The following is a 19,871-nucleotide window of genomic DNA, read 5'->3' on the forward strand; positions in this document are numbered from 1 at the left end:
GCGTCAATCTGGTCGTAGGCCTGGAAATCACCAAAATACTTCGTGATCGCCGCCGTCAGCGTCGTCTTGCCGTGGTCAACGTGACCAATCGTCCCGATGTTCACGTGCGGTTTGTTGCGTTCAAACTTTGCCTTGCCCATGCCACGACGCCTTTGCGTAATTGGGGGGTTGCGCGGGCAACCCGGTTCAACATCGCGGGCGATTTAGGGGCAAAGCGACCGAAACGCAAGCGTCAGTTGGCAGGCTGTTGGCCCTGTTGTTGCTGCGCCTGCTGCTGCACCTGATTAAGTGCGCCGCGCGGCACGACTGCACCCGGATTGTCGACCAGCACATTGCCCTCGACGATCGTGCGGTCGTTGCCCACATCCTCGGGTGTGCCGCCGAACCAGTCGGCATGCTTGCGCATCAGCCGCTCGATCGCCTTGGCGGCATTGAAGGCCAGCCCTTCCATCTGTTCCTGCGCGGACTTGGTGTTGCCGGAACCAAGGAAGGGAACGCCGCAGCACGGCTCGAACACGGTCAGCTGGATCGGCTCTTCGTTGATCTTCCGCTGCGTCGCGTCCTCGTAGAACGTGACCGAGAAGATCAGCACCGATTTCGGCGAATAAATCAGCGGAATACCCGGCTGTGCCAGCACGTAGCCCTGCACCGCCACGGCGATGTGGTAATATTGATCGCCGTCGAAGCGCTTGAAACGGGTGTCGATGGCATCATGCACCGCCTTGATCCATTCGTCCGGCGTGGCATCGCGCGAGAACGGGCCCTTCTGCGGATCTTCGGCCACCACGATGTTGTAACCCAGCAGGAAGTGCCCGATCGGCGTCGGCGGCTTGGTCAGGTCATCGCGAAAGCCGCCACAGGCCGTCAGCATCAGGAGGGCGGCAAGCGGTGCGGCAAGGCGGGCGAACAGGCGCATGGGCGGCAGTCCTTCTGGCAGGTGTCGCCTCACGCTAGGGGAGGGCAGGAATGGGCGCAAGCCTCAGGCGAAGCGGTTGTCGCGCGGAAAGCCGTGCGGCGGGCGCTTGCCGACGCTGCCGCGCGCGGCCTTCCACTCTGTCATGTCGCGCTCGGTCCGGGTCTTGCCGCCGCCCATGGGCCAACTCAGCCCCGCCTCCCATGCGAAGGTGGTGACATCGGCCAATCCGCCGTCAAGTTCCAGCGTGCCCTGCCGTCCGCGCGCCTGGTTGTATTTCTGCAATCGCACGCCCTTGCCACGGCCCATCTCCGGCAGGTCGGCCAGCGCAAAGACCAGAAGCTTGCCATTCCGGCTTGCCACGGCGACGTGGTCGCCCGCCACCGGCACGCAAACCGCTGCCGCGCCGCCCTCGCGCAGGTTCAGCACCTGCCTGCCCGCCCGCGTCTGCGCTACGACCTCGTCCTCGGCGACGACGAAACCGTCACCCTCGACCGAGGCCACGATCAGCCGCTCGCCGGGGCGGTAGACCCGCATCGCGACAATATCGGCCTCGTTGGGCAGGTCGATCATCAGCCGCAACGGCTCTCCCGTGCCGCGCCCGCCGGGCAGGTTGGCGGCAAGAACGGTGTAGAAGCGCCCGTTGGTGCCAAAGACAAGGATCTTGTCGGTGGTCTCTGCGTGGAACAGGAAACGGCCCTCGTCGCCATCCTTGAACTTCAACTCGGAGCCAAGGTCGATATGGCCCTTCATCGCCCGCACCCAGCCCATCTTCGAGCAGACGACGGTGACCGGCTCGCGTTCGATCATCGCCTCGGGCGGGACCTCCTCGATCTCGGCCGCTTCGGCAAAGCCGGTGCGCCGGGCCCCGCCGGGGCTGTCCTTGCCGAAGGTCTTGCGCACCTCGCGCAGCTCCTCGGCGATCCGGGCCCATTGCAGCGCCTCGCTGTCCAGAAGGTCCTCCAGCCCGGCCCGCTCGACCATCAGCGCGTCGCGCTCGGCGATCAGCTCCATCTCTTCCAGCCGCCGCAGGCTGCGCAGGCGCATGTTCAGCACTGCTTCGGCCTGCACCTCGTTCAGGCCCGGCCCTTCCTGCCCCTCGGGCACCGGGGCAGGCGGCACATAGTCGCGCTCCGACGTGGCGCGAACGTGATCCTTGCCCCAATCCTCGGCCATCAGCGCGGCCTTGGGGTTGTCGTCGTAGCGGATGATGTCGATCACCCGGTCGAGGTTGAGGAAGGCGATGATGAAGCCTTCCAGCACGTCGAGCCGGTGGTCGATCTTTTCCAACCGGTGCTGCGAGCGGCGCAACAGGACGTCGCGCCGGTGGTCGAGGAAGGCGCGCAGTACCTCCTTGAGCGAGCAGACCTTGGGCGTCAGCCCGTCGATCAGGACGTTCATGTTCAGGCCAAAGCGCACCTCGAGGTCGGAGGCGCGAAACAGCATGCCCATCATCATCTCGGGCTCGACCGTGCGCGCGCGCGGCTCCAGCACGATGCGGATGTCGTCGGCGCTTTCGTCGCGCACATCGGCCAGAAGCGGGATCTTCCGGGTCTGGATGATCTCGGCCAGCTTCTCGATCAGCTTGGACTTCTGCACCTGGTAGGGGATCTCGGTCACGATGATCTGCCACTGGCCGCGGCCCAGATCCTCGACCTCCCAGCGCGCGCGCAGGCGGATCGAGCCGCGCCCGGTCCGATACGCCTCGGCGAGGTTCTCGCGCGGTTCCACGATGACACCGCCGGTCGGAAAATCGGGACCGGGCACGTATTGCATCAGGGTTTCATCGCGGGCGTCGGGCGTCTTGATCAGGTGCAGGCAGGCACCGACCAGTTCGTGCAGATTGTGCGGCGGAATGTTAGTGGCCATGCCCACCGCGATGCCGCTGGAACCGTTGGCCAGCAGGTTGGGGAAGGCCGCCGGCAGCACGACCGGCTCTTCCAGCGTGCCGTCGTAATTGGCGCGGAAATCGACGGCGTTCTCGGCCAGCCCTTCCATCAGCGCCTCGGCGGCGGCGGTCAGGCGGGCCTCGGTGTAGCGGCTGGCGGCGGGGTTGTCGCCGTCGATGTTGCCAAAGTTGCCCTGCCCGTCCACCAGCGGGTAGCGGACGTTGAAATCCTGCGCGAGCCGCGCCATCGCGTCATAGATCGCGGCGTCGCCGTGGGGGTGGTAATTGCCCATCACGTCGCCGGAAATCTTGGCCGACTTGCGGAACGCGCTGGTCGCCGACAGTTTCAGCTCGCGCATGGCGTAAAGGATGCGGCGATGCACCGGCTTCAGCCCGTCGCGCGCGTCGGGCAGCGCGCGGTTCATGATCGTTGACAGCGCATAGGTCAGGTAACGCTCGCCGATGGCGCGGCTGAGCGGCTCTGTGGTCAGCGCGGAAAGCGCGGGGTCCAGCGCGTCGGGATCGTCGGGCGTGTCGGTCATGGGCCTGCTTTAGCCCGGCCCGCGGCCCCGGTCCATCCCCGCCGCAAGGTGCATTCACCGGACGAAGCGGATAGGATGGTCCCCCGAACCGCGACGAATCCCCGGCAGGACATCTTGGCCCGCTTCATCGTTCTGACATTCCTGTTTCTTGGCATCGTGTTCTACGAAATGTCGGGTGGCGCCGATTTCCGGCCGCGACAGGCCGCAGCCATCGCCGACGCCACGCCTGATCCGGTCACGACGCCGCCAACCCCCGAACCGACCGAAGCCATCGCACCTGCCGACGATACGCCCGAGGCATCGCCTCCGGCCGATTCCGACGCGCCCGTGGCAGAGCCGGTGCCAGACCTTGGCACCACCCTGCTGGCCAGTGCCGATGCCGCCGTGGTGCCCGACGCGCCAGTGCTGCTCCCCGCCCCACCGCTGGAGTTCCGGCGGGTCAACGCGACGGGTGTCAATGTCCGGGCCGGGCCGGGTACCGATTTCAACGTGGTGGAGAAGGTTGGCCCCGGCGATAGCGCGGCGGTCGTCTTTGACGATGTGGCGGCGGGTTGGGTGCAGGTGCGCATCAACGCGACAGGAACGATCGGATGGATCGCGGCACCGCTTCTGTCGCCACTCAGCCCCTGATCCCGCGCCCGAAGGTCGCAGACGGGCGGGGTGCCCGGCCTTCCCTTCGCCACGCATCCTGCTATGTCGGGGCCAAGACCGGGAGGGCCTATGCTAAGAGATCCGCTATTTATCATCGTCGCGCTGGCCTGCCTCGCGGTGGCTGCCATCCTCATCCTCGGGATCGGCAGTTTCGGCCGCGGTGGCGAATTCAACAAGCGCAACGCGAACCGCATCATGCGTTGGCGGATCGGGGCGCAGTTCGTGGCCGTCCTGCTGATTCTGCTTTTCGTCTGGTTGCGCCGCTCGGGAGGTTCATGATGGTCGTGTTGAACAAGATTTACACCAAGACCGGCGATGACGGGGAAACCGCGCTGGGCAACGGCGCGCGGGTGGCCAAGTTCTCGGCCCGCGTCTCGGCCTACGGCACGGTGGACGAATTGAACGCGACGCTTGGGATGGCGCGCATCCACGCGGCGGGCAGGTTCGACGACCAGTTGGCGATGATCCAGAACGACCTGTTCGATCTGGGGGCCGACCTTTGCCGCCCGGACATGGCCACAGACGCCGAAGCGTCCTATCCGGTGCTGCGGATGCAAGACAGCCAGGTCGACCGGCTGGAAAGCGAGATCGACGCGATGACGGCGGGGCTGAGCGCGCTGAAAAGCTTCATCCTGCCCGGCGGCTCGGCGTTGGCCGCGCACCTGCACCTGTGCCGGACAGTGGCGCGGCGGGCGGAGCGGCTGGTGGTGGAACTCGCCGTGGCCGAGGACGTGAACCCGGCAGCGCTGAAATACCTCAACCGGCTGTCAGATTGGTTCTTTCAAGCTGCGCGGATTGCCAATGACAATGGCCATACCGACGTGCTTTGGGTGCCTGGCAAGAACCGCTGAGCGGGCGCCCTCCCCGGGGACGGTCGCCAAGCCATTGGTTTCGAACCTGCAAAGGTTTGCGGTTCGTGTGCGTCAGGCCGCGCGTGGCGTGACGGCAACCCATACTTCAAACCCGCCGGTGCCCGTGGCGGGATCGAAATCGGCACCATAGCGTTCCAGCGTTGGGCCATTGGCAAAGTCCATGTCAGAGGCGGCGATCCAGTCCATCGCCTCCTCCATCACCTGCCCGATGGTCGACAAGTCGCCCGGCGCAGCGAAAACGGCAAAGTCGCGGTCGGGGAAGGAAATCGCCACGAATCCATCGGGCGGTGCGGCGACAGGACCGGAAACCTCGTAGGCGCAGGCATAATCCCAACCGGTCCCTACGAAATTGTGGACCACGCCATAGGCCGCCTCGCCCAAGCTGTTGGCGATCGCGGGGTCAGCGGCATTGAAGCGTGCCCAAAGCGCCGGGATTTCGCCCATCGTGGCCCGGTCGAAGCGCCCGTTGATGCCGACGAAATGCCGCGGGCCACAGCGGACCATGCGGGGCGGAAGTTGCACGACAGGGGCGGCCATTGCGCGTCCTTTTGGGCGGGCCACGCCGGATGTGCGGCCGTTATTTCAGCCTTGCCTGCCTTGACGCACACGTCAAGACGTGGCGTCCCCAGTATGGCCTGCGTCGTTTTTTGCCTGTTTTCCCCGTCGGCCCCGCGTTAACAGGGGCCAGCACTGAACAAGCCATTTCCAGGGGAGAGTTACGCCGATGAAGGTCCTTGTGCCCGTCAAGCGCGTGATCGACTACAACGTGAAGGTCCGCGTGAAGGCGGACGGATCGGGCGTCGATCTTGCCAACGTCAAGATGTCGATGAACCCGTTCGACGAGATTGCCGTCGAACAGGCCATCCGCCTGAAGGAGGCCGGCACGGCGACCGAGGTGGTCGCAGTATCGATCGGCGTGAAACAGGCGCAGGAAACGCTGCGCACGGCATTGGCGATGGGCGCGGACCGCGCGATCCTGGTGGTAGCCACCGAGGACGTGCATCAGGATATCGAGCCGCTGGCCGTGGCCAAGATCCTGGCCGGGATCGTCAAGGAAGAAGAGCCGGGCCTTGTCCTGTGCGGCAAGCAGGCGATCGACAACGACATGAACGCGACTGGGCAGATGCTGGCCGCTCTGCTGGGCTGGAGCCAGGCGACCTTTGCCTCGGAACTGAGCGTGGATGGCGACAGCGCGACCGTGACGCGCGAGGTCGATGGTGGCCTTCAGTCGATCAAGGTGAAGATGCCGACCGTTGTGACGGTCGACCTGCGCCTGAACGAGCCGCGCTATGCCTCGCTGCCCAACATCATGAAGGCGAAGAAGAAGCCGCTCGATGAAAAGACGCCCGCCGATTACGGCGTCGACGTCACGCCGCGCCTCAGCGTGGTCAAGACGACCGAGCCGGCGGCGCGCAAGGCGGGCATCGTCGTCAAGACGGTCGATGACCTGATCGCGAAACTCAAAGAAGCGGGGGCTGTGTGATGGCTGTTCTTCTGATTGGCGAAGTGACCGACGGCCAGCTGGCGATGGACCAGACCGCCAAGGCCGTCAGCGCGGTGGCGGGGCTAGGCGATGTGACGGTGCTGTGCGCCGGGGCCAGTGCAAGTGCGGCCGCCGCCGAGGCCGCGACGATTGCGGGTGTGGCAAAGGTGCTCTGCGCCGAGGACGCGGTTTACGGCCACCGCCTGGCCGAGCCCACTGCTGCGCTGATCGTGGCGCTGGCCGAAGGCTTCAGCCACATCGCAGCGCCGGGCACCACCGACGCCAAGAACGTGATGCCGCGGGTTGCCGCGCTGCTGGACGTGATGATGATTTCCGAGGTCACGGCCGTGGTCGATGCCGACACGTTCGAACGGCCGATCTATGCCGGAAACGCGATCCAGACGGTGAAATCTTCCGACGCCACCAAGGTGATGACGATCCGCACCGCCGGGTTCGATGCCGCGGCGACGGGTGGTGCCGCGCCGGTGGAAAACATCGCCGCCAAGGACAACCCGGCGCTGTCGGAATGGGTCGAAGACCGCGTGGCGGCCAGCGACCGTCCCGAACTGACCAGCGCGGGCATCGTCGTGTCGGGTGGCCGTGGCGTGGGGTCCAAGGACGACTTCGCGATTATCGAGAAGTTGGCCGACAAGCTGGGCGCTGCCGTCGGCGCGTCCCGCGCGGCGGTCGATTCGGGCTATGCGCCCAACGACTGGCAGGTCGGCCAGACCGGCAAGGTGGTGGCGCCCGACCTTTATGTCGCCGTCGGCATTTCCGGCGCGATCCAGCACCTTGCGGGCATGAAGGACAGCAAGATCATCGTCGCGATCAACAAGGACGAAGAGGCGCCGATCTTTCAGGTTGCCGATTTCGGGCTGGTCGCGGACCTCTTCACCGCCGTGCCGGAACTGACTGAAAAGCTCTGAGCTGCGCCGATAAAAGACTGGAACGGCCCGCCGCTTGTGACGGGCCGTTTTTTCTTGGCCTCAGCGGTGCAGGTGATTGCGCAGCACTGGCAACAGGCGCGCTGCGGCCTCCTCGTGGGCAAGGACGCTGGGCAATTCGGCCGCGGCGCCGGCCTGCGTCAGCGAATAGAACATGCCCTCCGACCGCTGCCGCCTTGCGGCTGGCGAGGGATCGACCTCGACAACATCAAGAACCCGCGGGCGCAACCCCTCGACCATTTCGCGGGTGACGAATAGCGGGTCGGCGCGGAACGGATGCAGTGACTTGTTCCACGGCTCGTCAGTCAGTGGATGTTCGGAAAACCACAACAACACAACGTGCGAGCCTAGGTGTTCCAGCAGCAGACGCATGCGCGCCGCCCAAGCGTTGCGCAACTCGTTCAAAACAATCTCGAACCGGTCTGGAGAAATCTCGAACAGCGTGCCCAGCATGTGCCGGGTGAAGGTGAATTCCGAGAAATCGACCTCCTGATAGATCGCCTTGAGCACGGTCGACGCGCTGAGGAAGCGGTCATTGCGGCGCGGATGCACCTTGTAAAACCGGTTCGACAGGTTGTGCGCACCAGTCAGCTGCAACACCGTGACCGCAGCATCGCGGCAGATCGTCGTGACCGTGGGCTCGCCCACATAGACATCTATACCGGCATTGACGATTCCGAGGTTGACGCAAGGCAGGCCCAGCCCCGGTTCGCATAACGCGGGAAACGGGTGTTCGATGAACTTGCCGTAGGTTTCGGTTCCACCGATGAAGGCGGCATAGGGCGCTTCCAGCGCCCGACGCGGACCGCGAAAGAAGATGCGCGACAGGCCATAGCGGCATGGCGCATAGCCGAGGCCCCCGGCCCCGATCGTTTCATGTAGCATGGTTCCCACCGTTGCATATTTTCACTCACCGCTGGCAAGCCTGCCCCGATTCCCTTGCCAAAGCGTGAAATCGCCAATTCGCTGCGACTTTTACCCATCCCGCCGCCTTGCGAGCGACCGGCAGGCGGGCCTATGGTGCGCGCAATTTCAGCAAAGAGGACGGGCCGCATGGCGATCGAACAGGTAGGGGTTGTGGGCGCGGGCCAGATGGGCAACGGCATTGCCCATGTGCTGGCGCTGGCCGGCTACCAGGTGCTGATGACCGATATCAGCCAGGATGCGATGGATGCGGCCATTGCGCTGATCGGGCGCAATCTGGACCGCCAGATTTCGCGCAACCTGATCGCGCCGGAGGACAAGGCAGCGGCGCTGGCGCGGATCGTGACCACCCCCAAGCTGACGGATCTTGGCCAGACCGACCTGATCATCGAAGCCGCGACCGAGCGCGAGACGGTCAAGACCGCGATCTTCGAAGACCTCGTGCCGCACCTCAAGCCCGAGACGATCCTGACCTCGAACACCTCCTCGATCTCGATCACCCGCTTGGCCAGCCGCACCGACCGGCCGGAAAAGTTCATGGGGTTCCACTTCATGAACCCGGTGCCGATCATGCAACTGGTCGAGCTGATCCGCGGCATCGCCACCGACGAGCCGACCTTCAAGGCCTGTCACGGCGTGGTGGAACGTCTGGGCAAAACGAGCGCGACGGCCGAGGATTTCCCGGCCTTCATCGTCAACCGCATCCTGGTGCCGATGATCAACGAGGCGGTTTATGCGCTCTACGAGGGCGTGGGCTCGGTCGCCTCCATCGACACCTCGCTGCGGCTAGGGGCGAACCACCCGATGGGGCCGCTGGAACTGGCCGATTTCATCGGTCTCGATACCTGCCTCGCGATCATGAACGTGCTGCATGACGGTCTGGCCGACACGAAATACCGCCCCTGCCCTCTGCTGACGAAATATGTCGAGGCCGGCTGGCTGGGCCGCAAGACCCAGCGCGGCTTTTATGACTACCGCGGCGAGAAACCCGTGCCGACGCGCTGATGCAAAACCGGCGCAGCGGCACGAGGTCCCCCGCAGCGTTTCAAGTCAAAGGCAGTATCGTCAGGGCCGCAGTGCGAGCGTTTCTGCCCTGAGCCAGGCCATGAACTCGCGCGGCGAATTGATCCGTGCCGCGATATCGGCCGGATCGAAAGGCCGGCCCACGATCGGTGCCTGCGGACGGTCGAAGGAATGGACGACCTCGTGCAGCAGCAGCGCCTGACGCAGCGTGGGCGAGAGACGGTTGGCCATATGATACCAGCGCGAATTCTGGCCCTGAAAGCGTAGCGGCACCACGGTGGCCCCGGATGTGCGGATGAGTTTGGCCGTGAAAACGTTCCACTCGCCCTCGACAGCGGGACCGAACATGGTGTCCGACACGGCCACAGATCCCGACGGAAACAGCGCGACAAGGCCACCCTGGGCCAGATGATCACGCGCCAGCGTGCGCATCTCGATCATCTTGGCCTGCGCGTCGGGTTCATGCGGGAACGGCACGGGGATCATGTAGCTCGCCGCGCTTTCGTCGATGCCGGTCAGAAGCGAGCGGGTCAGGATACGATAATCGGTGCGGCGGCGCCCGATCAGGTCGGCAAGGATCATCCCGTCGACAAGGCCGTGCGGATGGTTGGCCACCAGCACGACCGGACCGGTCGCCGGGATATTGGCGAGTTGTTCTGGCGGGGTCTGCAGGTCAATCCCCATCACCGCCATCGTGGCTGGCCAGAAGGCTTGCCCGGTAGGCGCGCCGCGCCGTTCAAACTCGCGGATCCGCCTCAGGATGGTGATCTTGCCGGTCACCGTTTCGATGGCGCGGATGATGCTGCGCTTGAACGCGCTGTCAAAGGTATTGGCGTAGGTCAGACTGCGTCGGTCGTAGATCCGCGGCGCGGGGCCCGGGCCCTGCGGTGGGTGAACAGCGATGTCCCGCGCGGAATCGGTCAATTCGGGTTGGTTCCTCTCGGCAGGCCTGGTGGCGGAGACCGTTGCGACGTTCAGTCGCCTTCTCCGAACTTGTCGGCCACCAGGGCCGCAATCGCATCTGCCAGACGGTCAGCGTCGGGGCCGCTGGTCTCGACATCAATAAATGTTCCCTTCGACGCTGCCAACATCAAAAGACCCATGATGCTGTCGCCGCTGGCACTCAGCCCTTCGCGCGAGATGGTGGCTTGCGCGTCATGGGCCTCGACCACTTCGACCAGCTTGGCGGATGCGCGGGCATGCAGGCCCTTGACGTTAAGGATCTGGAACCGCCGCACCGCCATCAGCCGCGCCCCGTGCCGTTGCCCACGGCGTGGCTGTCGATGTACTTGCGGGCGGCCTGAAGCGCCGCCTCGACCGCAACAGGCACGGTCTTGCGCCGGCTCTTGGTCAGCTTGATCAGCATCGGCAGATTCATTCCGTAGAGAATGCGCCGGTTGTCAGGACCGCAGGCGCGCAGGGACAGGTTGGAGGGTGAGCCGCCGAAAAGGTCGGTCACGATCACCACACCGCCTCCGGCATCGACCGCGTCGGCGGCATCGCAGATCTCGGTCTGTTTGGCAGCGCGATCATCATCAGGCTGGATCGCGACGGTGCGAATCCCGGCTTGGGGGCCCACGACATGCTCGACCGCGGCAAGATACTCGCGGGCCAACCCGCCATGCGCCACGATCACGATTCCGATCACGCCTCCGGTCTCCACTCCGCGGCACCCGCGTCCGCTGCCGGCTGGCCGCGCCGCTCCACTTCCCGATGACGTTTAGACACGGGCCATCCGCGCTCTGCAAGGGTTTTGGCAAGCGTTTCGACCATCACGACCGAGCGGTGTTGCCCGCCCGTACAGCCAAGGCCGATGCCGAAATGCGTCTTGCCCTCGGCGCGGTAGGCGGGCAGCAGCGATTCCAGCAGGTCGGCAACTCGGTCATGGAACGGGGCGAAGGCGGGGTCGGCCTCGACGAAGGCCGCGACTTGTGGGTCGCGCCCGTCGCGCGGACGCAGGCCCGCATCCCAGTGCGGATTGCGCAGGAAACGACAGTCCAGAACCATGTCGAGGTCATGCGGCAGCCCACGCTTGTAAGAAAAGGATTGCAGCAGAACCGACATCGCCTTGTCGCCGGAGTGGCCGAACCAACGTTGCAGGGCTGCCCGCAGGTCATGCGGCGTCAGCGTTGTCGTATCGATCAGGATGTCGGCCTGTGTGCGCACAGGGCCCAGCAGCGCACATTCGGCGCGGATACCGTCAAGAGGCGGCGTTTCGGGGGCAAGCGGGTGGCGCCGCCGGGTTTCGGAATAACGCCGCGCGAGCACCTCTTCGGCGCAATCTAGATAGACGAGATCCACCGCCAGCTGCGGATTGTCGCTCAACTCCGCAACCGCCGCCAGCAGCGCATGCACCGAGAAGTCGCGGTTGCGGACGTCAAGGCCAAGGGCAAGCGGGCGGCGGGTGGCGCCGGTCACCGCCCCCAGCAGCGACAGCGGCAAATTGTCGATCGCCTCAAAGCCGAGGTCTTCGAGAAAATGAATCGCTGTGGCACGGCCGCTACCCGATGGCCCGGTCACCAGCACGATCCGGGTCGGCGCGGTGGCGGCACTGGTCTCGGCCGGGGTCATGACATGGTCTCCGGGTTCGGTGGCAGGCTCATGGCCTTGAGATATTGCAGCAACGCAGCAGCAAAATGGCCGCTGGCGCTGTTGTGAACGAGCGGCAAGTCACAGTCCAGAAGGCGCAAGTACCGCTCGGGCGGCAGACGCTCGGTTTCCGTTTGGTCAAGATCGACGGCAAGACGAAGGCGGCAGGATGCCTGCGTGTCGGCGCGCAAGAGGCCAATGCCGCGTGCCTCGATCAGGCCGGTGATTGCCGGCGGACAGTGCGCGATCAGGGCATCGCCCTTGCGGCTGATCGCGGTGCGATCATCCGCGACCAGCGCGCAGCCGAACGCCATCAGTTGCAGAGCCAGCCCCGACTTGCCCGCCCCCGCGCGACCCAAAATGAGCAGGCCCGCCTCACCCAGTGCGACGGTGGTGGCATGCATGATGTGCGGGATGTCTTCGGGCGGCATGGCCGGCCGCGCCCCCTGCGCTCAGACGGGCAGGCCCACGACAAAGCGCGCGCCCAGCGGTTCCGATGTCAGGTCTGCCTCGGTCGGGCGGATGTTCTCGGCCCAGATCACGCCCCCATGCGCCTCGACGATCTGTTTGGAGATCGCAAGGCCGAGGCCCGAATTATTGCCAAACTGGCCCGACGGGCGTTCGGAATAGAACCGCTTGAAGATTTTCGACAGCGCCTGATCGGGAATGCCCGGGCCCGTATCCTCGACAACGACAAGGACGCGATTCTCGCGGCGGCGGGCCCAGACCCGGATCGCATCGCCGTCTTCGCAGAACGAGATCGCATTGGTGATGATGTTGACGAAGACCTGCGCCAACCGTCCTTCGAGGCCATAAATCTCGATCGGTTGGGGCGGCATGTCGGTGATGTAGTCGATGCCCTTGCCGCGCGCCTGATCGCCCAGATAGTCGTTGATGTTGCCCAGCATCTTGATCAGATCGAAAGGCTCTTCGGCTTCCTTGACCAGTTCGCTGTCCAGCCGCGAGGCGTTGGAGATGTCGCTGACCAGCCGGTCGAGGCGGCGCACGTCATGCTCGATCACCTCGAGCAGCTTTTCGCGCTGATCGTCGCGCTTGGCGACGCGCATGGTACCCACCGCGGACCGCAGCGAGGCGAGCGGGTTCTTGATTTCATGGGCCACGTCGGCGGCGAACTGTTCGTTGCCCTCAATCCGTTCGTAAAGCGCCGCGACCATGCCACGCAGGGCGGCCGACAGCCGCCCGATTTCATCGGGACGTGCGGTCAGGTCGGGGATGCGGATACGATCGGGTGACATCTTGCGCGCATTGCGGTCGCGGCCCAGTTCGGCCGCCGCAGCAAGGTCAGACAGTGGGTTGGCGATCGTCGAGGCAAGGATCAGGCTGAGGCCGATCGAGACGACGATGCCGATCACGAACATCTGCAGCACCATCTCGCGTTCGCGCCGGACCAGCGCATCAAGCTCGCCCGCGGCGCTGACGATGGAGACAACGCCGACCGACTGGCCGGCATGGCGGATCGGCGCGCTGACAACGAAAATCGCCTTGCCCTGCGCGTCCTGCAACGTCTCGACATGGGTCCCCGACAGCGCGGCGGGCACGGTGGCGCGGGCCTGATCCAGCATGTCGCCGGCGGCATGCGGCACCGTGGACGAGCCGAAAAGGCCAACGGCCGCGTCCCAGATCCAGTTCAGCGCATCGGTGATCAGCGTGCCGCCACCTTCAAGCGACAGACCGTCGACATCGCCGACACGGGTGCTGGCGACGGCATGGGTCACCAGCGTCTTGGCCGGATCGAAGACAAACACCTTGATCCCACCACGCAGCTTGAGCGCGTCAAGCGTCGCTGTCGCCGCGGGGCCGGGCACCAAGGCGGGATCGGGGACCGGGCCGTCGGGCAGTTTGGCCTCGAACACGCCGGCAATCAGCTCGGCCTCGTTGACAAGGCCGCTGGCCCGCTGAAACGCCAGATTGTCGCGTGAAGGGTTGAGGTAAAGCACACCTGCCACCAGCACGATGATGGCCAGCAGGTTGAATGTGATGATCTTGCGCGCCAGCGGCGAACGGTTGAGCGTGATAATGCCGCGGCTGCGGCGACGGCGCTGCATCTCGCGGTCGCCCGTCGCCTCGGCTGACACCCAGTCATCGCCAATGGTAACATCCGACGCCCGCGTCGCCGCGTCGCGGACCGAGCGCAGGTCGTGGATGTCAATCATGGGCGAAGACGTCATCCGTTACTGTTCGTTGTAGCGATAGCCAATACCATAGAGCGTTTCGATCGCCGAGAATTCCTCGTCGGCCTGCCGCATCTTCTTGCGCAGCCGCTTGATATGGCTGTCGATGGTGCGATCGTCGACATAGACCTGATCGTCATAGGCCACGTCCATCAACTGGTCGCGGCTTTTGACGAAACCGGGGCGCTGGGCGAGGGCCTGCAGCAGAAGGAATTCTGTCACCGTCAGCGATACGTCGTTGCCCTTCCACTTCACCGCATGGCGCAGCGGGTCCATCACAAGGTCGCCACGGACCATCACCTTGTTTTCCTCGGCGTCGGGAATCGCCTCGCCCGAGATCGCATCCTGCCGGCGCAGAAGCGCGCGGATGCGTTCGACCAGAAGACGCTGCGAGAAGGGTTTCTTGACGTAATCGTCCGCGCCCATGCGAAGGCCCAGCACTTCGTCAATCTCGTCATCCTTGGAGGTGAGGAAGATCACCGGCATCGACGATTTCTGGCGAAGCCGCTGCAACAGGTCCATCCCGTCCATGCGCGGCATCTTGATGTCCAACACGGCCATATCCGGCATCCGCTTGTTGAAAGCGTCCAATGCGGTCTGCCCATCGTTGTAGGTATCTACCTCGAAACCTTCGGCTTCGAGAGTCATTGCAACCGACGTCAGGATATTCCTGTCGTCGTCCACCAACGCGATCTTCGACATGGGGATAGTCCCTTTTGCTGCTCGTTACTTTTTTTGCCTGCTTTTTGGCAAGAATATGTCCATGTTCTGCCTCCAACAATCAATCCCTAACTGCGAATCACCCTGCAGGCGGCGCTTCAAGTGTGACCAAAAGTCATAACCAATGGCTAAAATGCCTCACCCGGCGGAGGCCCGCGCATTTGGTTGCGCTAACACGGGTCTGGTTGCGCTAACGGCAGGAAACGGGCCTGTTCGCCAAAGAAATCATAGTGCTAAGAGGGGGTACGGGCCCATTCCCGGGCCGCTGCGAAGGAGCGTTGCCATGGATCACGGGCGGGTCAATCCCGGTTTTCGACTGAACGATCAGGGGATCACGGGCTTGGGCCATATCTATTACAACGCCCTTGAGCCCGATCTGATGCAGCATGCCCTGCTGGCCGGTGAAGGTGTGCTGGGACAGGGTGGCACGCTGCTAGTGACAACGGGCAAGCACACCGGGCGCAGCCCCAAGGACAAGTTCGTCGTCCGCCGCCCGATGACCGAACACACCATCTGGTGGGAGAACAATGCGCCGATGGCGCCCGACGCCTTCGACGCATTGCGCGAAGACATGGTGGCGCACCTGAAGGGCCGCGACGTGCATGTGCAGGACCTGTTCGCCGGGGCCGACCCGACGATGCGGCTGGACGTGCGGATGATCACCGAGCTGGCCTGGCACGGGCTGTTCATCCGGCACCTGCTGCGCCGGCCCACGCGGGACGAGCTGGAAACATTCGTCCCCGAATTCACCGTCATCAACTGCCCCAGCTTCAAGGCCGACCCGGCGCGCCACGGCTGCCGCAGCGAAACCGTCATCGCGATTGATTTCCAGAGCCGGCTGGTGCTGATCGGCGGCACCGAATACGCGGGCGAAAACAAGAAGGCCGTCTTCACCCTGCTCAACTACCTGCTGCCCGAAAAGGGCGTGATGCCGATGCACTGCTCGGCCAACCACGCGCTGGGTAACCCGGTGGATGCGGCGGTGTTCTTCGGCCTGTCGGGCACCGGCAAGACCACGCTGTCGGCCGATCCCGCACGCACGCTGATCGGCGATGACGAACATGGCTGGTCCGACAGCGGCACCTTCAACTTCGAAGGGGGCTGCTATGCCAAGACCATTCACCTCTCGGCCGAGGCCGAGCCGCAGATCCACGGCACGACCACGCGCTTTGCGACCGTCATCGAGAACATGGTCTACGACCCCGAGACCAAGGCGCTGGATTTCGGAGACGACAGCCTGACCGCCAACATGCGCTGCGCCTACCCGCTTGACGCGATCTCCAACGCGTCGGCCACGGGGCTGGGCGGCCATCCCAAGAACATCATCATGCTGACCTGCGATGCCTTTGGCGTGCTGCCGCCCATCGCGCGGCTGACCCCGGCGCAGGCGATGTACCACTTCCTGTCCGGCTTCACCTCCAAGGTCGCAGGGACCGAGCGCGGCGTGACCGAGCCGGAGCCGACTTTCAGCACCTGCTTTGGCGCGCCCTTCATGCCGCGCCGGCCCGAGGTTTATGGCAAGCTGTTGCAGGCCAAGATCGCCAGCCACGGCGCCACCTGCTGGCTGGTCAATACCGGCTGGACCGGCGGCGCCTATGGCACCGGCAAGCGGATGCCGATCCGTGCCACGCGCGCGCTGCTCGCCGCCGCGCTGGACGGCAGCCTTGTCGAGGGAGCGTTCCGCAAGGATCCGAACTTCGGCTTCGACGTGCCGGTGGCGGTCGAGGGGGTGGAGACGCGGTTGCTGACCCCGCGCGATACATGGGCCGACGGTGCCGCCTATGACCATCAGGCGGCCAAGCTGGTGCAGATGTTTGCCGACAACTTCGCCAAATACGTGGCCTTCATCGACGAGGACGTGCGCGCCGCCGCCATCGGCTGAGCGGGAAACACGCCAAAGGGCGTTGACAGTGGCGGCGCGGCGGGCAGCATGGCGGCATGACACGCTCCGCCCTCGCCCCGCTGCTTCTTGCCATTGGCCTTTCCGCCGCCCCGGTTCTGGCCCAGTCGGCTGGTATCGGGGCGCTGGCGCCGGGCGACGATGTCAGTCCGCTGTTGTCGGTCTTTCAGGCCGGAATCGTCTGCGCGCAGGACACGACCGAAACCTCGCCCGCGCCGGGAACGATCGCAGGATTTACCAACATCATCACCACCGAGCCCGACTTCGTCAGCCCCGCGCGCCGGGTGCCGGCGGTGCTGGGCATCGGTTTTGGCGTGAAGTCGCGCGCGCGGCGGCCGCCGGGATACGACAACGTGCTGGTGACAGTCACCCATCCGCCGATGGGCGCAAACGGCGTGACAGTTGAGACCTATACCACCGCGATCAAGGGCGAAGACGGCACGCCGGGCCTGTCGATCACGCTTTTCCAGTTCGACACGGATTATGAACTGGTGACAGGCCCATGGACGATTTCGGCCAGCGAAAGCGGCAAACAGCTTTTCCATGCCGAATTCACCGTGGTGCCCCCGCGCGAAGTGCCGGAACTGGCGCAGGTTTGCCACTATGAGGGTTTGCTGTCCTGAGGGGCCGCGCCTCAGAAAACTGCGCGGCGCACAAGGTTGAGTGCGGCAACGAACAGGACCAGCAGCGTGACACGCCGGAACGTGGCCTGCTCCAACCGGTCATGCAGGCGCAGGCCCACCGCCATTCCCGCCATCGCCGGAAGGATCATCAAGAGCGACAGCGGCAGCGTGGCCGCCCGCATCACGCCCGAGCCGACATGCGCGCCCAGCAGGGCCACCGCACCAAGGCCATAAATCACCCCCTGAATGCGGACATGGTCCGCCTTGGGCGTGTCGATGGCGGTGAGATAGGCCACAGTCGGCGGCCCCCAGACCCCTGACAGCCCGCCGATGAAACCCGAAAGCGCGCCCACGGCCGCCTCGACCGCCGGGATCGGCCGCGCGAGGTGTGGCCGCCAGCCCAACAGTTGCATACCCGTGAAAGCCGCGATCGGCCCGCCAATCAGGCCGAACAGCACCCCCTGCGGCAGCACGCGCACCAGTTGGGCGCTGATCAGCAGCGCCACGAAACCGGCGATAAGGTAGATGCGGAATCGCCGGACCGAGGCCCAGGCGGCCGCATGTCCCTGCCGCAGCGCCTGCACGCCGTTGGTCACCAACGTTGGCAGGATCAACGCAGCCAATGCGAGTTCTGGAGGCAGGAACGTGGACAGGCCCGAGATCATGATCATCGGCATGGCAAAGCCCACCGCCCCCTTGACGAAGCCGGCAAGCAGCGTCACGGCAATGGCGGCCAGCAGAAGCGCCGGCGATGAAAGTCCGAAACTGAGGTCCATGCCGCCCCTTTAACCCGGCGCGCCGGGGGCTGCACCCGGAATCGGCTGCGACATTTCCGGTCTTTTGCGCTAACATTATTGAAATGAAGTTGCGCTGCAACTGCGAAGGCCCTAGGTCTGCTGCATCAGCACGAAGGAGCCCGCGATGCCGCATGATGGACAGGACCTGCCGATGAGCGAACGCGCCCTTTTGCCCGATCTGCTGGCGCTGACAGGCGCCGCAATTGCCCCGGTTGATGCCTTGGTGACCGCCGCACGCAGCCGCCTGCAGGCCCGCGTCACCGATGGCGGCCGGGTGCGGCCCGCGCTGATCGAGGCGCAACAGACCGCCGCGCACGGGCTGGCATGGCTTGCGACCTATGCGCAGGCTCTGCGACAGATGCAGAAATGGGCCGAGCGGCTGCAGGCCGAGGGAAAGTTTGGCGAGATCGAAGCGCTGATCCACCAGATCGCGTTTGGTGAATACCTGAACCAGATCGCGGGTGGCATCCCGATGAGTCAGGGCGAAATCGTGCGCCTTGCCGATATTGGCCTGACACCGGCCGATGCGCTTGGACTGGATTTGCCGCAGGTGGCGCGGCTACGCCAAGACGCCAACAGCCAGGCCGCGCGGACCCGGCTGGTGGCGCTGATGCAGGACAACACCGCCCATGCCACCGTGGGGGCAACGGGACTGGAAGACGAGCTGGAGATGATCCGCGACCAGTTCCGCCGTTTTTCCGTGGAACGGGTCGAACCGCTGGCGCATGACTGGCATCTCAATGACGAGCTGATCCCGCTGGAAATCATCGCCGAGCTGGGCGAGATGGGCGTGTTCGGCCTGACGATCCCCGAGGAATATGGCGGGCTGGGCCTGTCGAAGGCGTCGATGTGCGTCGTCTCGGAAGAGCTTTCGCGCGGCTATATCGGCGTTGGCAGTCTTGGCACCCGGTCCGAGATCGCGGCCGAACTGATCCTTGGTGGTGGCACCGAAGCGCAAAAAGCCAAATGGCTGCCCGGCCTTGCCTCGGGCGAGGTGCTGCCGACGGCCGTGTTCACCGAGCCCAACACAGGGTCCGATCTTGGCAGCCTGCGCACCCGCGCGGTCAAGGAGGACGACACCTACCGCATCACCGGCAACAAGACATGGATCACCCATGCCGCGCGCACCCATGTGATGACGCTGCTGGCGCGCACCGATCCGGCCAGCACCGATCACAAGGGCCTGTCGATGTTCCTGGCGGAAAAGACGCCCGGCACAGACGAGGCCCCCTTCCCCACCCCCGGCATGACCGGCGGCGAGATCGAGGTGCTGGGTTACCGCGGCATGAAGGAATACGAGCTGGCCTTTGACGGCTTCGCCGTGAAGGGCGAGAACCTGCTGGGCGGGGTCGAGGGGCAAGGCTTTCGCCAGCTGATGCAGACGTTCGAAAGCGCGCGCATCCAGACCGCCGCACGCGCGGTTGGCGTGGCGCAATCGGCCCTCGACGTGGCGATGGGCTATGCACAGGACCGCAAGCAATTCGGCAAGCCGCTGATCGCCTTCCCCCGTGTCTCGGGCAAGCTGGCGATGATGGCGGTGGAAATCATGGTCGCGCGGCAACTGACCTATTTCAGCGCCCGCGAAAAGGATGCAGGCCGCCGTTGCGACCTCGAGGCGGGGATGGCGAAGCTGCTGGGCGCCCGGGTGGCCTGGGCCGCCGCCGATAACGGGTTGCAGATCCACGGCGGCAACGGTTTCGCGCTGGAATACAAGATCAGCCGGATCCTTTGCGACGCGCGTATCCTCAACATTTTCGAGGGCGCGGCCGAGATTCAGGCGCAGGTGATCGCGCGGCGACTGCTGGACTGA

22 protein-coding genes are annotated in these 19,871 nt (G+C 65.0%); 9 read left to right on the forward strand and 13 right to left on the reverse strand.

Annotated features, from left to right (window positions below):
- From GC146_RS15605 to GC146_RS15615, 3 genes are all read right to left on the reverse strand, one after another.
- On the reverse strand, nucleotides 1–140 hold a 140-nt coding region (locus GC146_RS15605; RefSeq protein WP_291838545.1), incomplete at its 3' end, for a GTP-binding protein.
- A gap of 92 nt (nucleotides 141–232) precedes the next feature.
- Nucleotides 233–916: a hypothetical protein gene (locus GC146_RS15610; protein WP_291840789.1), complete on the reverse strand. Its 684-nt coding sequence runs from the start codon at nucleotides 914–916 to the stop codon at nucleotides 233–235.
- Between the two features lie 63 nt (nucleotides 917–979).
- Entirely contained in the window at nucleotides 980–3,343 is a 2,364-nt protein-coding gene (locus GC146_RS15615) for a DNA topoisomerase IV subunit A (protein WP_291840792.1), read from the reverse strand.
- A gap of 75 nt (nucleotides 3,344–3,418) precedes the next feature.
- Between GC146_RS15615 and GC146_RS15620 the strand changes: the two genes are divergently transcribed.
- From GC146_RS15620 to GC146_RS15630, 3 genes are all read left to right on the forward strand, one after another.
- On the forward strand, nucleotides 3,419–3,973 hold the full coding sequence (locus GC146_RS15620; RefSeq protein ID WP_291840795.1) for an SH3 domain-containing protein: 555 nt from the start codon (nucleotides 3,419–3,421) through the stop codon (nucleotides 3,971–3,973).
- Nucleotides 3,974–4,063: 90 nt separating this feature from the next.
- Nucleotides 4,064–4,273 carry a twin transmembrane helix small protein gene (locus GC146_RS15625; RefSeq protein ID WP_291840797.1) on the forward strand — a complete coding sequence of 70 codons (210 nt, stop codon included), beginning with the start codon at nucleotides 4,064–4,066 and terminating at the stop codon, nucleotides 4,271–4,273.
- Nucleotides 4,273–4,845 carry a cob(I)yrinic acid a,c-diamide adenosyltransferase gene (locus GC146_RS15630; RefSeq protein WP_291840800.1) on the forward strand — a complete coding sequence of 191 codons (573 nt, stop codon included), beginning with the start codon at nucleotides 4,273–4,275 and terminating at the stop codon, nucleotides 4,843–4,845. The genes GC146_RS15625 and GC146_RS15630 overlap by 1 nt, the downstream gene beginning before the upstream one ends.
- Nucleotides 4,846–4,917: 72 nt before the next feature.
- Here GC146_RS15630 and GC146_RS15635 read toward each other — a convergent pair whose 3' ends face one another.
- Nucleotides 4,918–5,403 carry a GyrI-like domain-containing protein gene (locus GC146_RS15635; RefSeq protein ID WP_291840803.1) on the reverse strand — a complete coding sequence of 162 codons (486 nt, stop codon included), beginning with the start codon at nucleotides 5,401–5,403 and terminating at the stop codon, nucleotides 4,918–4,920.
- A 187-nt stretch (nucleotides 5,404–5,590) separates the two neighbouring features.
- Here GC146_RS15635 and GC146_RS15640 point away from each other — a divergent pair, with 187 nt between their 5' ends.
- Nucleotides 5,591–6,349: an electron transfer flavoprotein subunit beta/FixA family protein gene (locus tag GC146_RS15640; protein WP_291840806.1), complete on the forward strand. Its 759-nt coding sequence runs from the start codon at nucleotides 5,591–5,593 to the stop codon at nucleotides 6,347–6,349.
- Nucleotides 6,349–7,275, forward strand: coding sequence for an FAD-binding protein (locus GC146_RS15645; RefSeq protein ID WP_291840809.1), 927 nt, complete (start codon nucleotides 6,349–6,351; stop codon nucleotides 7,273–7,275). Before GC146_RS15640 ends, GC146_RS15645 begins: the two co-directional genes overlap by 1 nt.
- 60 nt (nucleotides 7,276–7,335) lie before the next feature.
- On the opposite strand, the gene GC146_RS15650 is transcribed toward GC146_RS15645, so the two are convergent.
- Entirely contained in the window at nucleotides 7,336–8,178 is an 843-nt protein-coding gene (locus GC146_RS15650; RefSeq protein ID WP_291840811.1) for a DUF6473 family protein, read from the reverse strand.
- A 168-nt stretch (nucleotides 8,179–8,346) separates the two neighbouring features.
- Between GC146_RS15650 and GC146_RS15655 the strand changes: the two genes are divergently transcribed.
- Nucleotides 8,347–9,222, forward strand: coding sequence for a 3-hydroxybutyryl-CoA dehydrogenase (locus GC146_RS15655; RefSeq protein WP_291840813.1), 876 nt, complete (start codon nucleotides 8,347–8,349; stop codon nucleotides 9,220–9,222).
- 60 nt (nucleotides 9,223–9,282) lie between these two features.
- On the opposite strand, the gene GC146_RS15660 is transcribed toward GC146_RS15655, so the two are convergent.
- From GC146_RS15660 to GC146_RS15690, 7 genes are all read right to left on the reverse strand, one after another.
- Nucleotides 9,283–10,143: a lysophospholipid acyltransferase family protein gene (locus tag GC146_RS15660; protein WP_291841296.1), complete on the reverse strand. Its 861-nt coding sequence runs from the start codon at nucleotides 10,141–10,143 to the stop codon at nucleotides 9,283–9,285.
- 71 nt (nucleotides 10,144–10,214) lie between these two features.
- Nucleotides 10,215–10,484 carry an HPr family phosphocarrier protein gene (locus GC146_RS15665; RefSeq protein WP_291840815.1) on the reverse strand — a complete coding sequence of 90 codons (270 nt, stop codon included), beginning with the start codon at nucleotides 10,482–10,484 and terminating at the stop codon, nucleotides 10,215–10,217.
- Nucleotides 10,484–10,888 (reverse strand): PTS sugar transporter subunit IIA, encoded by a 405-nt coding sequence (locus tag GC146_RS15670; protein WP_291840817.1) that lies wholly within the window; start codon nucleotides 10,886–10,888, stop codon nucleotides 10,484–10,486. The genes GC146_RS15665 and GC146_RS15670 overlap by 1 nt, the downstream gene beginning before the upstream one ends.
- Complete coding sequence (gene rapZ / locus GC146_RS15675) at nucleotides 10,885–11,811, reverse strand: RNase adapter RapZ (RefSeq protein WP_291840818.1); 927 nt, start codon at nucleotides 11,809–11,811, stop codon at nucleotides 10,885–10,887. Before rapZ ends, GC146_RS15670 begins: the two co-directional genes overlap by 4 nt.
- Entirely contained in the window at nucleotides 11,808–12,260 is a 453-nt protein-coding gene (locus GC146_RS15680; RefSeq protein WP_291840820.1) for an HPr kinase/phosphatase C-terminal domain-containing protein, read from the reverse strand. Before GC146_RS15680 ends, rapZ begins: the two co-directional genes overlap by 4 nt.
- 21 nt (nucleotides 12,261–12,281) lie before the next feature.
- The gene (locus tag GC146_RS15685) at nucleotides 12,282–14,018 is read right to left on the reverse strand and encodes a sensor histidine kinase (RefSeq protein WP_291840823.1); all 1,737 of its coding nucleotides are present in this window, start codon (nucleotides 14,016–14,018) and stop codon (nucleotides 12,282–12,284) included.
- A gap of 3 nt (nucleotides 14,019–14,021) precedes the next feature.
- Nucleotides 14,022–14,723 (reverse strand): response regulator transcription factor, encoded by a 702-nt coding sequence (locus GC146_RS15690; RefSeq protein ID WP_291840824.1) that lies wholly within the window; start codon nucleotides 14,721–14,723, stop codon nucleotides 14,022–14,024.
- 301 nt (nucleotides 14,724–15,024) lie between these two features.
- Here GC146_RS15690 and GC146_RS15695 point away from each other — a divergent pair, with 301 nt between their 5' ends.
- Nucleotides 15,025–16,623, forward strand: coding sequence for a phosphoenolpyruvate carboxykinase (locus GC146_RS15695; RefSeq protein WP_291840826.1), 1,599 nt, complete (start codon nucleotides 15,025–15,027; stop codon nucleotides 16,621–16,623).
- Between the two features lie 56 nt (nucleotides 16,624–16,679).
- A complete protein-coding gene (locus GC146_RS15700; protein ID WP_291840828.1) occupies nucleotides 16,680–17,264 on the forward strand; it encodes a DUF3859 domain-containing protein in 585 nt (194 codons plus the stop codon).
- 11 nt (nucleotides 17,265–17,275) lie between these two features.
- Here the strand turns inward: GC146_RS15700 and GC146_RS15705 are convergent, their stop codons facing one another.
- Entirely contained in the window at nucleotides 17,276–18,040 is a 765-nt protein-coding gene (locus GC146_RS15705; protein ID WP_291840830.1) for a sulfite exporter TauE/SafE family protein, read from the reverse strand.
- 145 nt (nucleotides 18,041–18,185) lie between these two features.
- On the opposite strand from GC146_RS15705, the gene GC146_RS15710 reads away from it, so the two are divergent.
- A complete protein-coding gene (locus GC146_RS15710; protein WP_291840832.1) occupies nucleotides 18,186–19,871 on the forward strand; it encodes an acyl-CoA dehydrogenase family protein in 1,686 nt (561 codons plus the stop codon).

Source organism: Limimaricola sp., assembly GCF_016125575.1.
GTDB lineage: Bacteria > Pseudomonadota > Alphaproteobacteria > Rhodobacterales > Rhodobacteraceae > WGLM01.